The following is a 14,215-nucleotide window of genomic DNA, read 5'->3' on the forward strand; positions in this document are numbered from 1 at the left end:
ATTGCCGGGCACCATCACCGATCGGGACGGAGAACTCCAATGCGGTTGTCTCCGCACGAGCAGGACCGACTGCTCGTCAGCTACGCGGCCGAGCTCGCTCGGCGTCGCCAGGCACGCGGCCTCAAACTCAATCACCCCGAGGCGATCGCGGTCATCACCGATCATCTCCTCGAGGGTGCCCGCGACGGCCGGTCGGTCGCAGACCTGATGTCCTCGGGTCGTGAGATTCTCGGGGCCGACGACGTCATCGACGGTGTGCCCGAGTTGCTCCCCGAGGTGATGGTCGAAGCGACCTTCCCGGACGGCACGAAACTGATCACGGTGCACGAGCCGATCTCGCCGAAGCGCGGTGACGGTCACCTGATTCCGGGCGAGATCATCACCGTCGCAGGCGACATCGAGATCAACGAAGGAGCCGAGGTGATCTCGATGGCCGTCGTCAACGCGGGAGATCGACCGGTACAGGTGGGTAGCCACGTGCATTTCCCGCAGTCGAACGCAGCCCTGCAGTTCGACCGCGAGCGGGCGCACGGGTGTCGCCTCGACATCCCCGCGGGCACGGCGGTGCGTTTCGAACCCGGCATCGAACAGACGATTCGGCTCGTGCCCCTCGGTGGCACGCGCGAGGTACACGGATTGAGCATGACACCTCCCGGAAAGTTGGACAGCTGATGGCGCGTATGAGTCGCAGTCGATACGCCCAGTTGTTCGGTCCCACCACGGGTGATCGAATTCGCTTGGCAGACACCGATCTTCTGATCGAGGTCACCGAGGACCGCAGTGGTGGCCCCGGCAACGCCGGTGAGGAGGCCGTGTTCGGCGGTGGCAAGGTGATCCGTGAATCGATGGGTCAGTCCCGAGCCACCCGCGCCGATGGCGCTCCCGATACTGTCATCACCGGGGTTGTCGTCGTCGACTACTGGGGAATCATCAAGGCCGATCTCGGTATTCGCGACGGACGCATCGTGGCGCTGGGCAAGGCAGGCAATCCCGACACCATGACCGGGGTGCATCCCGATCTCGTCATCGGCCCGTCCACCGAGATCGTCGCGGGCAACGGGAAGATCGTCACCGCAGGCGGTATCGACTGCCACGTCCATCTGATCTGCCCGCAGATCAAGGAGGAGGCTCTCGGTGGTGGCATCACCACGGTGATCGCAGGCGGTACCGGTCCCGCCGAAGGGAGCAAGGCCACCACCGTCACCCCGGGCGCATGGCACCTGTCTCGGATGCTCGAGTCGCTGGACGACTGGTCGATGAACATCGTGCTCCTCGGCAAGGGCAACACGGTCAATCCGGACTCGATGTGGGAGCAATTGCGCGCCGGCGCATCGGGTTTCAAACTGCACGAGGACTGGGGATCGACCCCGGCCGCGATCGACGCGTGCCTGCGAGTGTGCGAGGACGCAGGCGTTCAGGCAGCACTGCACTCGGACACACTCAACGAGGCCGGATTCGTCGAGACCACCCTCGATGCGATCAGGGGACGCGGAATTCACGCTTATCACACCGAGGGTGCGGGCGGCGGGCACGCACCCGACATCATCACCGTGGCGGCGCAGCCATACGTCCTCCCCAGCTCGACCAACCCGACGCGGCCCCACACCGTCAACACCCTGGACGAACATCTCGACATGCTGATGGTGTGCCACCACCTCAGTCCATCGATTCCGGAGGATCTGGCCTTCGCCGAGAGTCGAATCCGGCCGTCGACGATCGCAGCCGAGGACCTGTTGCACGACATGGGTGCGATCTCGATGATCGGCAGCGACGCTCAGGCGATGGGCCGCATAGGTGAGGTGGTTCTGCGCACCTGGCAGACGGCCCACGTGATGAAGTCTCGTCGCGGCTTCCTGGCCGGCGACAACGGAGCCGACAACAACCGAGTGATGCGCTACGTCGCGAAATACACCATCTGCCCGGCTGTCGCACATGGCCTCGACGACGAGATCGGTTCGATCGAGCCGGGCAAACTCGCCGACCTGGTGCTGTGGGATCCGGCGTTCTTCGGCGTCCGTCCCCACATGGTCATCAAGGGCGGAATGATCGCCTGGGCTGCCATGGGCGATGCCAACGCGTCCATCCCGACCCCGCAACCCGAACTACCGCGTCCGATGTTCGGGGCATCGCCGAAGGCTGCTGCTGCGACGTCGCTGCATTTCGTTGCCCCGCAGGCGATCGAGGACGGACTTGCCGGACGTCTGAACTGTGATCGTCGGTTGGTTCCGGTCAAGAACGTGCGCGGTGTCAGAAAGTCCGACATGGCACTCAACGATGCGCTGCCCGATATTCGGGTGGATCCCGACACGTTCACCGTTCGTATCGACGGGGACGTGTGGACGGAGCAGCCGGCAACCGAACTGCCGATGGCCCAGCGATACTTCCTCTTCTGATGCCCGATTCCCGATTGCAGGTGACGACGCTTCTCTCGCTTGCCGATTCCCGCCTGCCCACTGGTGGCCACGTGCACTCCGGCGGAGTGGAGGAAGCTATCGCCTCGGGCTTCGTTCGAGACATCACGACGCTCGAGGCCTTTCTACGACGACGCATCCGAACCTCCGGGGCCACAACGGCGTCCATTGCCGCATCGCTGGTGTACGGGTCGTCGAGCACGGACGAGGCAGATGCCGAATCCGACGCACGAACACCGTCCCCGGCCGCGAGGTCCGCTTCCCGTGCTCAGGGCCGCGGACTGCTTCGGCTGGCCAAATCTGCTTGGCCGCATCATGATTGGGCGGCCATCGGCCGCAAGCCGCATCTGGCCGTTGCCGCCGGACACGTCGGACTCGCGGCGGGCCTGTCGGTTACCGACACGGCCGCCGTGCAGGTGTACATCACCATGACCGGGTCGGCGATTGCCGCCCAGCGTCTGCTCGCGCTCGATCCGGCCGAGGTCGCGGCGTGCACCATCCGGTTGGGCGACTTCTGCGACGACGTGACCGCGGCGGTGTGCGAGTGCCTGCCCGAGCTGATGGAGTTGTCGGATCCGTTGCTGGACATGTTCGCCGAAGCCCACGCCGTCCGCGATCGGCCGTTGTTCGTATCCTGAGTACGGATCCATTTTTTCTCTAGCGACAAGGAGTTCGACATGCCCCCGCACCTGATCGACGGTGAGCCCCACGACCACGGTTTGGATCGGCCCAAGCGCGCACGGGTGGCAGGTGACGCGCTGCGCGTCGGCATCGGTGGACCCGTCGGTTCCGGGAAGACGGCGTTGGTTGCTGCACTGTGCCGCGAACTGCGCGACGAACTTTCGCTCGCTGTACTCACCAACGACATCTACACCACCGAGGATGCGGACTTCCTGCGTCGGCACGCCGTGTTACCCGACGAGCGCATCACGGCGGTCCAGACCGGTGGATGCCCACACACCGCGATCCGAGACGACATCACGGCCAATCTCGACGCCATCGACGATCTGATCGACAACAACCCGCCCCTGGATCTGATTCTCGTGGAATCCGGTGGCGACAATCTGACGGCGACGTTCTCGTCCGGTCTGATCGACGTGCAGATATTCGTCGTCGACGTTGCCGGGGGAGACAAGGTGCCGCGTAAGGGCGGTCCCGGTGTGACTTTCTCCGACCTGTTGGTCGTCAACAAGACCGACCTCGCTCCGTACGTCGGAGCTGATCTCGGTGTCATGGAACGGGACGCGGCTCAGGTACGCGAGGGGCGCCCGACTGCGCTGATCTCCCTCACCGACGATCCGGCGGCGACCATGGTGCTCGAGTGGGTGCGGGAGCAGCTGAAGGTGATCGCCGACGCCGACGCGCACGCCCACACACACTGAGCGTCGATGCACACAGAGCTCTGCATCGACGCGAGCCGCAGCCGCAGCCCACGCATCACCTCGGTGGGCGGACTCGCCGGCCGACAGACCGGACCGGACACGGTTCACCTGATCGGAACGGCGGCAACTCCTCTCGGCGGCGACACCATCGTGGTCAGAATCTCGGTGGCGGCCGGCGCGCACCTGGAGGTGCGTAGCGTCGCAGCCTCGTTGGCGATGCCCGGTGGGCTGCATCGTCACTCCTCCGCGCAGTGGCACTTCGAGGTCGGTGCAGGTGCGTCGCTGGTCTTCGACCCGGAACCGATGGTCGTCGTCTCCGACGCCTCGCACTCGGTGATCAACACCGTTGTGCTGGAACAGGATTCGACGTTGTGGTTGCGAGAGCGAACGCAGATCGGCCGCTTCGAGGAAGCGTCGGGACAGTGGAGCAGTGCGATGCGATGCGACGTCGGAGGCAGCCCGCTGCTGCGTCATCGAGTGGAACTGGGCGCGGGATCGGTTGCGTACGACGCATTGTCGGCACCGCTGTCGATGTCCAGCACGCTGAGGTATCCCGATACCCGGGCGTCCGAGGTCGATCTCGCCGACGGGAGCGTCCGGCTGTCGCTGGCCGGAGGCGGTTCGCTGAGTACGTCGGTGGGGCGTCGTCTACAGCCCGTCGATTCGCTCGGCTGAGACAGAGCCCCGACAAACGAACGACGCACGGGCCGACGGTATGTCGTCGGCCCGTGCGTCGTAGTCGTAGCGACGGGTCAGCTGCTGATCAGCCTGCGGCCTTCTCGCGTTCCTGTTCCTGACCGGCTGCGTCCGTCTTGACGGCACCCGCACGTTCGAGAGAGTTGAGTTGCTCGATGGCCAATCGCGCGAACACCTGCTGTTCGGTCGACGCCATCTGCGCGCGGCCCTTGCCCAGGAACGTCACGAACCACGAGATGACAGTCGTGATGCGGCTGCGGTAGCCCACGAGGTAGTACAGGTGCAGAGCGAGCCACATGAGCCAGGCGATGAATCCACCGAACTCGAGCTTGCCGACCTTGGCGACGGCGTTGAATCGCGACACCGTCGCCATCGAACCCTTGTCGAAGTACTTGAACGGGGCCCGCTGCGCGGGATCGTCCTGGCCCTTGACCGATGCCTTGATCAGCTTGGCAGCGTAGGTCGCTCCCTGAATGGCACCCTGCGCCATGCCCGGAACGTCCTTGACCGACATCAGGTCGCCGACCACGAACACGTTCGGGTGACCCTTGACGGTGAGGTCCGGTTCGACCAGCACGCGTCCGGCGCGATCGGTCTCGGATCCGGACTGGTCGGCGAGCTGCTTGCCGAGTGGGCTGCCCTGCACGCCTGCGGACCAGACCTTGCACTGCGCCTCGATGCGACGCGTCGTGCCGTCCTTCTCCTTGACGGTCAGGCCGTCGTTGTCGACGTCGGTGACCATCGCGTTGAGCTGGATTTCCACGCCGAGCTTCTCGAGCCGCTCGGCGGCCTTGCGGCCGAGCTTCTCACCCATCGGCGGCAGCACGGCCGGCGCGGCGTCGAGCAGGATGACGCGGGCGTCACGCGGATCGATGTTGCGGAAAGCTCCGTCGAGGGTGCGATCGGCGAGCTCGGCGATCTGCCCGGCGAGCTCGACACCGGTGGGACCCGCGCCGACGACCACGAAGGTCATGAGGCGGTCCTTCTCCTCTTGATCGTCGGAGAGTTCGGCCTGCTCGAACGCTCCGAGGATGCGTCCGCGCAGTTCGAGTGCATCGTCGATGGTCTTCATGCCGGGCGCGAACTCGGCGAAGTGATCGTTGCCGAAGTAGGACTGCTGTGCGCCTGCCGCGACGATGAGGCTGTCGAACGGAGTGACGGTGATGCGTTCGAGGAGCTTGGACGTCACCGTCTTGGCCTCGAGATCGATGTTCAGCACGTCTCCGAGCAGTACCTCGGCGTTCTTCTGCTTGCGCAGGATGACGCGGGTGGTGGGAGCGATCTCGCCGACGGACAGGATTCCGGTCGCGACCTGGTAGAGGAGAGGCTGGAAGAGGTGGTGTGTCGTCTTGGCGACGAGGGTGATGTCGACGTCGGCTTTCTTGAGCGCCTTGACGCCGAACAGACCTCCGAACCCGGAACCGATGACGACGACGCGGTGACGCTTCGATTCGAGCGGTTGGATGCTCATTACCTGCTCCCTAACGATTGCTGTGTGAGGTCAACGGTAGTCGCCATCCATCTCGACGTCTCGGCGAGGTGGTCGTCTCCTCGGTTGCCTCTGGTACCTATCGACCGGCTGCTGCTCGCTTGGCAAGTTCCACGGTCGCGGCTCGCAGTTCGGCAGCCGAGTCGATCGGTGTCGCGTAACCGACCCGGGTGTACGCGATTCCGCGTGGCGTGTGCACCTTCAGATCCAGTCCGTAGCGGTCCGCGGCCGTGCACTCGGCGGACGTGGCATCGGGGAAGCCGCCCAGTTTGCGGGCCATCGCGTTCAGCGACGACGCGTGATCGGCGTTGAGGTGCTCGATCGCGTACCCCGAGGTGGGCGACACCGGATCGGGCACAGCCTCGGAATACGCCTCGGCAGTTGCTGAATCCATCCGCCCGTATCCACCGACCCACCGGACCCGATGCACGCGCATGACCCACAGCGTGAAGTCGCTGTAGTCCACGTAGTACTTCGCTGCCGGCACCGCTTCGAGATGCGCGTCGCGGGCAGCCGCAAGCTCATCGCCCTCGGGCCGCTCGACGACGCCGGCGAGGGTGATGCGGCCCGACGCCAGCGGATCGGTCTGCGATTGCGGTGCCACGATCGACAGGCTCATCCGTTGATCGCCCGCGAGGTTGCGTCCGTGCTCGGCCATGCGCGAGACACACAGAACCGGAGCGCCGTCGAGCAATCCGTACGTGACGAACGATGCCCAGGGATCGCCGTCCGCGGTCAGGCTCGCGAGGGTTGCGGTGTTCGTCGACGCCGCGATCGTGCGTGCTTCCTCGGCCGCGGACGGCCGGCGGTCGTCGACGACCGGTGCCAGGGGAGGAGGGACGGACGGGGCGTCACCGGGATCGCCGTGATCGAGTGCCATGCGCAGAAGCTTACGACGATGACCTACAGGAGGTCTCGGGCATGAACGAGCGCGTCGGCGACGAGTGCGACACCGAGCACGACGAAGATGACGCGCACCGTCGGCGGGCCGTACCGGGTGAGGGCTCGCACGGTAGCGGTGAATGCCCGCCTGGAGCGTCGACTCTTCCTCGACGCCAGAATCAGCACGAGGATGGGCGGTAGTAGCCCGATCAGGCAGTAGACGACGACGATGCCCGGCCACCACTGCGGGCGGGGATCGTAGGTCGAGAGCATCGTCAGCCCGGCGAGATACGGCACGGCCGTCGGGCCCTGCACCAGGCCGATCGTCAGTCCGGTCAGGGCGACGACGGGGATGCTGGAGCCGGCTCTGGCGGCCCAGGCCGGTGGGCGGCGTTCGGCGGTGCGCAGAGCACCGAGACCGATCAGCACCAGCCCGACCACCAGCTCGGTGCGATACCGGAGCGTGGCAGTGATGGTGATGTCGAACAGATCGGTTAAGAAGTCGATGCCGAGAACGGTGAGGATGCCGAACGTGGTCGTTGCCGTGAACACTCCGCCGACGAACGCCAGCCCGGCTCGGAAAGGAGACCGGCGGGTGGTTCTCGAATGCACAGCGATGGCAGCGGTCACGCCGATCAGCAGCACGTCGAGTGAATCGAGTAGTGCAAATCCGACAAGCGCAAGCAGCAAGGTCACCATGGAGGGTCCAGGATATCGGTCAGTCGAAGGTGACCTTCTCGGTGACGACGGCCTCGGCGGTCCGGCCGGGAATCGGTTGCACGTCAGCTCCCCACGTACGCGGCCAAGTGCTTGCCCGTCAGGGTCGAACCGTCCGCCACCAGATCGGACGGCGTGCCCTCGAACACGACCAGTCCGCCGTCGTGTCCGGCACCGGGACCGAGATCGATGATCCAATCGGCGTGGGCCATGACGGCCTGATGATGCTCGATGACGATCACGGACTTGCCGGAGTCGACCAGCCGGTCCAACAGCCCGAGGAGCTTGTCGACATCGGCGAGGTGCAATCCGGTGGTGGGTTCGTCGAGAACGTAGATCCCGCCTTTGTCGGCCATGTGCGTCGCCAGCTTGAGGCGTTGGCGTTCTCCACCCGACAGCGTGGTCAACGGCTGGCCGATCTTCAGGTAGCCCAATCCGACGTCGTTCAAGCGTTGCAGAATCCTGTGTGCCGGGAGCAGTTTCGCCGGCCCGTCGGAGAAGAACTCCTCGGCCTCTGCGACCGACATCGACAACACCTCGTCGATGTTGCGCCCGCCGTAGTGGTACTCGAGTACCGATGCCTGGAATCGCTTGCCCTCGCACTCCTCGCACGTCGTGGCCACCCCGGCCATCATCGCGAGGTCGCTGTAGAGGACACCAGCGCCGTTGCACGTCGGGCACGCGCCTTCGGAGTTCGAGCTGAACAACGCGGGTTTGACGGCGTTCTCCTTGGCGAACGCCTTGCGGATCGGTTCGAGCAACCCGGTGTACGTCGCGGGGTTGCTCCGCCGCGACCCGCGTATCGCCCCCTGATCGACCGACACCACATCGTCTGTCCCCGAGAGCGATCCGTGAATGAGCGAACTCTTGCCCGAGCCTGCGACGCCGGTGACGACAACCAGTACACCGAGTGGAACGTCGACGTCCACGTCGCGCAGATTGTGGGAGTCCGCGCCGCGGATTTCGAGTACTTCGGAGAACTCGCGCACCGATTGCTTCAATGATGCCCGATCGTCGAGATGCCGACCGGTGACGGTGTCGCTCTGCCGCAATCCGTCGACGGTGCCCTCGAAACAGACGTGCCCGCCCGCGCTTCCCGCACCGGGGCCCAGATCGACGACGTGATCTGCGATGGAGATCGTCTCGGGCTTGTGCTCGACCACGAGTACGGTGTTTCCCTTGTCGCGCAACTGAAGCAGCAGGTTGTTCATCCGCTCGATGTCGTGGGGATGCAGACCGGTGGTCGGCTCGTCGAACACGTACGTCACGTCGGTCAACGAGGATCCGAGGTGGCGAATCATCTTGGTGCGCTGGGCCTCTCCACCGGACAACGTTCCCGACGGACGATCCAGGCTCAGGTAGCCGAGCCCGATCTCGACGAACGAGTCGAGAGTCTCGCCGAGTGTGGTCAGCAGTGGTGCCACCGACGGTTCCTTCAGGCCGCTCACCCACTTCGCCAGGTCGCTGATCTGCATCGAACATGCGTCGGCGATGTTGACGCCCTTGATCTTCGACGACCGAGCACCTTCGTTGAGCCTGGTTCCGAGGCAGTCCGGGCAGGTGGTGAAGGTGATCGCACGTTCGACGAAGGCGCGGATGTGGGGCTGCATGGCGTCGACGTCCTTGGACAGGAACGACTTCTGAATCTGCGGCACGAGCCCCGAGTAGGTCAGATTGATGCCGTCGACCTTGATCTTCGTCGGTTCGCGATAGAGCAGGTCGTCGAGTTCCTTCTTGGTGTACTTCGCGATGGGCTTGTCCGGGACGAAATACCCGCAGCCGCGGAATATTCGGCCGTACCAGCCCTCCATGCTGTAGCCGGGGATCGTGATCGCGCTCTCGTTGAGCGACTTGCTCGCGTCGTAGAGAGCAGTGAGATCGAAGTCGCTGACGGAGCCTCTGCCCTCACAGCGTGGGCACATGCCACCGGTCACGGTGAAGGACTTCTTCTCTGTGGTCTGCCTGCCGCCCTTGTCCACCTTGTACGCACCTGCACCGGACACCGACGCGACGTTGAACGAAAAGGCTTGTGCGGAGCCGATGTACGGCTTTCCGATTCGGCTGAACAGAATCCGCAGCATGGCGTTGGCATCGGTTGCGGTGCCGACGGTGGAGTGAGGATTGGTGCCCATGCGCTGTTGATCGACAATGATGGCCGTTGTGAGTCCGTCCATGACGTCGACATCCGGGCGGCCGAGCGTGGGCATGAATCCTTGTACGAAGGCACTGTAGGTCTCGTTGATCATGCGTTGTGATTCGGCCGCAATCGTACTGAAGACCAGCGAGCTCTTTCCTGACCCGGAGACCCCGGTGAACACGGTCAGTCGCCGCTTGGGTAGCTCCACATCGATGTCCTGGAGATTGTTCTGCCGCGCCCCCTGAACACGAATCGAATCGTGACTGTCGGCAGCATGCCGTGCCGAGCCCTCCGAGACCTTCTTCGTCGCCATGAGCAGTCACGCTAGTCGTACCGAAACGTGCTCGCTTCTCGATTCCTGATCGAATCCGGTGGCCGACAGGGCCGCGTCGAGTCGGCTCAGGTCGGCCGCCGAGGATGCGAGAAGTGGGCGTCGCACGGTCGCGTCGGAGATGACGCCGATCCTGGCGAGCGCGGCCTTGGCCATGATGGCCCCCTGCGTCGTGCGCATGACGGCGTCGGTCAACGGCAGGAGCGATCGCTGTACTGCGTTCGCTCGGTCCAGGTCGCCGACGCGGATTGCCGCGATCAGCTCGGCGTAGCGGTCTGCCACGACGTTTCCGGTGACGCTGACCAATCCTGTTGCACCGGAGGCGAGGTAGGGCAGTGCGAGTTCGTCGATTCCGCAGTAGTAGGCGAGATCCGTCGAGGACATGACGGTCATGGCCTCGTACAGATCACCCTTGGCGTCCTTGACGGCAGCGATGAGGGAGTGGTGAGAGAGCTCGACGAGCGTCGACGCCTCGATCGCCACACCTGTGCGCGCCGGGACGTCGTACACCATGACCGGTAGCCCACCTGCCTCGGCGATGGCGACGATGTGTTCCGCAATGCCGGCCTGGGTGGGGCGCGAATAGTAGGGAGCGGTGATCAGCAGGGCGTCGGCACCGGCTGCCGCTGCGGACCGAGCCATCTCCATCCCCGTGGAGGTGTCGTTGGTGCCTATTCCAGCGATCACGCGAAGAGCGTGATCGCGATGCCCGCAGGCGCGAGCGATCAGCTGCGAGATCTCGTGGCCCGTCAAGGTCGGTGCTTCACCGGTTGTTCCGGCGATCACGACGCCATCGCATCGCCTGGCCGACAGGTGCGTGAGAAGAGCATCGACGCCCGCAAGGTCGAGTGAACCATCGGGGTGCATCGGGGTCGCCATGGCGACGAGGTTCGTACCGAAGATCGTCGAGGCCGGCGACCGATTGGTGTTCATGCTCCGAGTGTGGACCGCTCGATACCTGAGGTCCAGCGATGCATTTGCGGCATTACTGCGTACTGTTCCTTCATGATCGATACCAGCGCCCTGCACGCACTGCGCGCTGTGGCGGCACTCGGCACTCTTGCGCGGGCCGCCGACGAGCTCGGCTACACCTCCTCGGCGATCTCTCAGCAGATCAAACGACTCGAACGGCAGATCGGCACCCCGGTACTGGCGCCGGCCGGCAGAGGCGTGGTGCTCACCCCCGCAGGTCGGGCGGTGGTCGAGTCCGCGGGGGAGGTGTTCGCCGCTCTGGAACGCTGCGTCGAGGCCGCTCGATCCGCCGACGGGGGCGTCGCTCGTGGGGTCGTTCGGTTGGTCGGCTTCTCGACCGCGGTGCGTGGATTGGTGGCTCCCGCGCTGATCGAGCTGGATCGACGGTATCCCGATCTGACGGTGCACATCAGCGAGGAGGATCCGGATCGTGCACTGCACAGCGTCTATGCCGGGACCGCAGATTTGGCGCTGGTGCACGATGCAGACGGGGTATCGGCACCCGCTCCTCCCTCGGTCGTTCGACAACCCATTCACCTGGACTTCGGCGACGTGATCATGAAGCGAACCCACCCTCTCGCCCGACGCGAGACCGCGTTGACCCATGCCGAACTCGCGCGGTACCCGTGGGTGACGAGCCCGGCCGGGACGGTCTGTCACCAGTGGTTTCGGCGGCTGTTCGCCGAGACATCCGCCGAGATCGATGTTCGCCATCTCGTCGACGATTTCTCCACGCAACTTTCGCTGGTCGAAGCGGACGACGTGCTCGCTCTCGTGCCTCGCCTCGCGCGTCCGGTGCTCGGTGCCGGTCTTGTCGCGGTTCCGCTCGAGCGCGCTCCCGCTCGTGAGGTGCAGGCCGCGTGGCGGCGCAGCGCCGATGCCAGCCCGGCAATTCATGCCGTGCTGGGCGTCCTCGGTGCGGCCTCGCGCTGAGTGGTCAGAACGACCAGCTGGCCGGTCGCTCGCGTCATGGCCACGTACCTGTCGACGGCACCGGCGATTCCTGATCCGAACGAATCCGGGTCGATGAGCACGACCAGATCGAATTCGAGGCCCTTCGACGACTGCGGTGTCAGCGAGCGGATGCGCTCCGACGGGACAAACGTGGGATCGCCGATGACGCAGGCGATTCCGTCGATGTTCGACTCCACCCAGCGATCGAGTATCGACGCCAGCTGCGCCGCGTCTCCGTACTCGACGGGCACTCCGGTACTGCGGATGGAGACCGGGACGTTCGCGTCCGGTAGCGCTGCACGGATCACCGGCTCGGCTTCGGCCATGACTTCCTGCGGGGTGCGGTAATTGACACCGAGGGTGGCAATCCTGACCCGGTCGAGTCCGACCCGTCGAAGTCGTTCGCGCCAGGACTCGGCGAATCCCAGACGCGCTTGCGCGCGGTCTCCGACGATGGTGATGCTGCCCGACGGGCACCGGCGCAGGACCATGTGCCATTGCGCGTCGGTCAATTCTTGCGCCTCGTCGACGACGATGTGTGCGAACGGCCCCGCCAAGGGGTCCGACGGGATCTGCTCGAAGCCCGCCGAATCGACGAGCGCATCGCGAATTCCGTCCTGCCGCAACTGCGCAGCCATCATCTCGTCGTCGTCGGCGGCCATGAGTTCATCGACGACGCGGTCCATTCGCGCGCGTTCGTGTACAGCTGCCAGATCCCGACGCCGAGTGCGCCGTGCATGTTCAGGATCTCCCAGCCGCATTCGTGCGGCGTCGAGCAGCGGGAGATCGGCCACCGTCCATCGCGTCGGATCGGGTCGTTGTAGTGCGTGGACGTCCTCGGGGGCGAGCCAGGGTGCGCACGAGCGAAGGTACGCCGACACGCTCCACAGGTCTGCGACGAGGTCGGGAGCATCGATGATCGTCCAGGATCTTTGCAGCTCCGCGCGTAGAGACTCGTTGTTCTGCAGTGACTTTCGTATGTCGGTCGGGGCCTCGTCGCCGTCGTGGCGGTCCATCAGAATCGTCAGCAGCAATTCCCAAACTTGTTCACGAGCCTCGTTGTGTGGAGTGCCGGGGTCGGGTGCCTCGAAGGCCTCGGCCCAATCGGCCGCAGTCAATGTCAGATCGGCCCATTCGGTCTCCACGATCATGGTCCGAGTCGGTGGCTGCTCGTAGAACGCAACGGCCGCGTCGATCGCCACGCTCATGCTCTCGGTCGCCTTCAATTGCGCCACAGAAGGATTCGTCTCGTCGATCGCGTTCGTTCCTTCGGCGACGAGATCTCGAAGAGTACAGGTCTGCACACCGTCCTCGCCCAGACTCGGTAGGACGTCGGAAACGTAGGCGAGGTACGGCTCGTGTGGGCCGATGAACAGCACGCCGCCGCGGCTGTGTCCGAGACGCGTCTCCGCATACAGCAGATACGCGGTGCGATGCAGTGCGACCACGGTTTTCCCGGTTCCAGGACCACCGTCGACGACCAGCGCGCCGCGGGCGTCCGCTCGAATGATCGCGTCTTGATCTGCCTGAACGGTGCTCAGCACGTCACGCATTCGCGGTGAACGTGCCGTACCCAGACTGGCGATGAAGGCGGACTGATCGTCCAGCGCAGCTTCGGTGATCGGTTCGGTCAGATCGAACACCTCGTCCCAGTAGTCGGTGATGGTGCCGTTCGTCCACCTGTATCGACGACGACTTCGCAGCCCCATGGGATTGGCGTGAGTGGCGCCGAAGAAGGGTTCGGCTGCGGGGGAGCGCCAGTCGACGAGGAGTTGCTCGCCTGCAGTTCCCAGCAGTCCGAGTCGTCCGATGTATACCGGCTCCTCCGCGTCGGTGGTCACGACGCGACCCAGGCACAGATCGACTCCGTACCGACGCAGTGAACGGAGACGGCCGCCCAAGCGGTGTATCTCGAAGTCGCGTTCCATCACTTCTCGGCCCATACGGCCCGACGACTTCTGCGCTGCCTCCAGCCGTGCCGACGTGTCGAGACGAGACTTCTCGATACTCGAGCGAATAGCTGAAAAGTGTTGCTCGTCTTGGCCGATCAATGCCGAGTCACGCTTGCGCGCGAGATTGTCGGGTAGGTCGAAAACACTCGGGTACGCATGTTTCACGGGACTCCGATCGATTGCTACGTGGCTGCAGCGTGCAATTCTGAGCCCTGTACGGGGTCTTGCCGCAAGCCCCTGGGTGCGCTATACATTGAAAGGGGAAAAGAAGTAACAGTCGCTCTCGATCCCG

General features: G+C 64.7%; 12 protein-coding genes. 6 read left to right on the top strand and 6 right to left on the bottom strand.

All coding sequences use genetic code 11. From position 1 onward, the window contains the following. Positions 1 to 39: 39 nt before the first annotated feature. Genes QM615_RS00615 through QM615_RS00635 form a run of 5 tightly spaced genes read left to right on the top strand, consistent with a single transcriptional unit; the run spans position 40 to position 4,468 of the window. Entirely contained in the window at positions 40 to 672 is a 633-nt protein-coding gene (locus QM615_RS00615; protein ID WP_149405738.1) for an urease subunit gamma, read from the top strand. Then, positions 672 to 2,393 carry an urease subunit alpha gene (locus QM615_RS00620; RefSeq protein ID WP_149405739.1) on the top strand — a complete coding sequence of 574 codons (1,722 nt, stop codon included), beginning with the start codon at positions 672 to 674 and terminating at the stop codon, positions 2,391 to 2,393. The genes QM615_RS00615 and QM615_RS00620 overlap by 1 nt, the downstream gene beginning before the upstream one ends. Next, positions 2,393 to 3,049 carry an urease accessory protein UreF gene (locus tag QM615_RS00625; protein ID WP_149405740.1) on the top strand — a complete coding sequence of 219 codons (657 nt, stop codon included), beginning with the start codon at positions 2,393 to 2,395 and terminating at the stop codon, positions 3,047 to 3,049. The genes QM615_RS00620 and QM615_RS00625 overlap by 1 nt, the downstream gene beginning before the upstream one ends. Before the next feature lie 39 nt (positions 3,050 to 3,088). Further along, positions 3,089 to 3,793 carry an urease accessory protein UreG gene (ureG, locus tag QM615_RS00630; RefSeq protein ID WP_149405741.1) on the top strand — a complete coding sequence of 235 codons (705 nt, stop codon included), beginning with the start codon at positions 3,089 to 3,091 and terminating at the stop codon, positions 3,791 to 3,793. A gap of 6 nt (positions 3,794 to 3,799) precedes the next feature. Continuing rightward, the gene (locus QM615_RS00635) at positions 3,800 to 4,468 is read left to right on the top strand and encodes an urease accessory protein UreD (RefSeq protein ID WP_149405742.1); all 669 of its coding nucleotides are present in this window, start codon (positions 3,800 to 3,802) and stop codon (positions 4,466 to 4,468) included. A gap of 88 nt (positions 4,469 to 4,556) precedes the next feature. Here the strand turns inward: QM615_RS00635 and QM615_RS00640 are convergent, their stop codons facing one another. The 5 genes from QM615_RS00640 to dapA all read right to left on the bottom strand — a co-directional run bounded on the left by QM615_RS00640 (position 4,557) and on the right by dapA (position 10,978). Then, positions 4,557 to 5,960 carry an NAD(P)/FAD-dependent oxidoreductase gene (locus tag QM615_RS00640; RefSeq protein ID WP_149405743.1) on the bottom strand — a complete coding sequence of 468 codons (1,404 nt, stop codon included), beginning with the start codon at positions 5,958 to 5,960 and terminating at the stop codon, positions 4,557 to 4,559. A gap of 97 nt (positions 5,961 to 6,057) precedes the next feature. After that, positions 6,058 to 6,858 carry a HugZ family pyridoxamine 5'-phosphate oxidase gene (locus QM615_RS00645; RefSeq protein ID WP_149405744.1) on the bottom strand — a complete coding sequence of 267 codons (801 nt, stop codon included), beginning with the start codon at positions 6,856 to 6,858 and terminating at the stop codon, positions 6,058 to 6,060. Positions 6,859 to 6,881: 23 nt separating this feature from the next. After that, positions 6,882 to 7,559 carry a GAP family protein gene (locus tag QM615_RS00650; RefSeq protein WP_149405745.1) on the bottom strand — a complete coding sequence of 226 codons (678 nt, stop codon included), beginning with the start codon at positions 7,557 to 7,559 and terminating at the stop codon, positions 6,882 to 6,884. An 83-nt stretch (positions 7,560 to 7,642) separates the two neighbouring features. Continuing rightward, entirely contained in the window at positions 7,643 to 10,027 is a 2,385-nt protein-coding gene (locus tag QM615_RS00655; protein WP_149405746.1) for an ATP-binding cassette domain-containing protein, read from the bottom strand. A gap of 6 nt (positions 10,028 to 10,033) precedes the next feature. Continuing rightward, positions 10,034 to 10,978, bottom strand: a complete 945-nt coding sequence (dapA, locus tag QM615_RS00660; RefSeq protein WP_149405747.1) for a 4-hydroxy-tetrahydrodipicolinate synthase — start codon at positions 10,976 to 10,978, stop codon at positions 10,034 to 10,036. Positions 10,979 to 11,050: 72 nt separating this feature from the next. Between dapA and QM615_RS00665 the strand changes: the two genes are divergently transcribed. Next, positions 11,051 to 11,950 (top strand): LysR family transcriptional regulator, encoded by a 900-nt coding sequence (locus QM615_RS00665; protein WP_149405748.1) that lies wholly within the window; start codon positions 11,051 to 11,053, stop codon positions 11,948 to 11,950. On the opposite strand, the gene helR is transcribed toward QM615_RS00665, so the two are convergent. Continuing rightward, positions 11,911 to 14,088, bottom strand: coding sequence for an RNA polymerase recycling motor ATPase HelR (gene helR, locus QM615_RS00670; RefSeq protein WP_149405749.1), 2,178 nt, complete (start codon positions 14,086 to 14,088; stop codon positions 11,911 to 11,913). The two genes, QM615_RS00665 and helR, sit on opposite strands and share 40 nt — an antisense overlap. Positions 14,089 to 14,215 lie beyond the last annotated feature (127 nt).

It is taken from the genome of Rhodococcus sp. IEGM 1341 (genome assembly GCF_030056895.1).
Taxonomy (GTDB): domain Bacteria; phylum Actinomycetota; class Actinomycetes; order Mycobacteriales; family Mycobacteriaceae; genus Rhodococcoides.

What these genes read in the sequence shown, in the direction of transcription:
- QM615_RS00615 (WP_149405738.1), top strand. Translation starts at nt 40, where the DNA reads ATGCGGTTGTCTCCGCACGAGCAGGACCGACTGCTCGTCAGCTACGCG.
- QM615_RS00620 (WP_149405739.1), top strand. Translation starts at nt 672, where the DNA reads ATGGCGCGTATGAGTCGCAGTCGATACGCCCAGTTGTTCGGTCCCACC.
- QM615_RS00625 (WP_149405740.1), top strand. Translation starts at nt 2,393, where the DNA reads ATGCCCGATTCCCGATTGCAGGTGACGACGCTTCTCTCGCTTGCCGAT.
- ureG (WP_149405741.1), top strand. Translation starts at nt 3,089, where the DNA reads ATGCCCCCGCACCTGATCGACGGTGAGCCCCACGACCACGGTTTGGAT.
- QM615_RS00635 (WP_149405742.1), top strand. Translation starts at nt 3,800, where the DNA reads ATGCACACAGAGCTCTGCATCGACGCGAGCCGCAGCCGCAGCCCACGC.
- QM615_RS00640 (WP_149405743.1), bottom strand. Translation starts at nt 5,960, where the DNA reads ATGAGCATCCAACCGCTCGAATCGAAGCGTCACCGCGTCGTCGTCATC.
- QM615_RS00645 (WP_149405744.1), bottom strand. Translation starts at nt 6,858, where the DNA reads ATGGCACTCGATCACGGCGATCCCGGTGACGCCCCGTCCGTCCCTCCT.
- QM615_RS00650 (WP_149405745.1), bottom strand. Translation starts at nt 7,559, where the DNA reads ATGGTGACCTTGCTGCTTGCGCTTGTCGGATTTGCACTACTCGATTCA.
- QM615_RS00655 (WP_149405746.1), bottom strand. Translation starts at nt 10,027, where the DNA reads ATGGCGACGAAGAAGGTCTCGGAGGGCTCGGCACGGCATGCTGCCGAC.
- dapA (WP_149405747.1), bottom strand. Translation starts at nt 10,978, where the DNA reads ATGAACACCAATCGGTCGCCGGCCTCGACGATCTTCGGTACGAACCTC.
- QM615_RS00665 (WP_149405748.1), top strand. Translation starts at nt 11,051, where the DNA reads ATGATCGATACCAGCGCCCTGCACGCACTGCGCGCTGTGGCGGCACTC.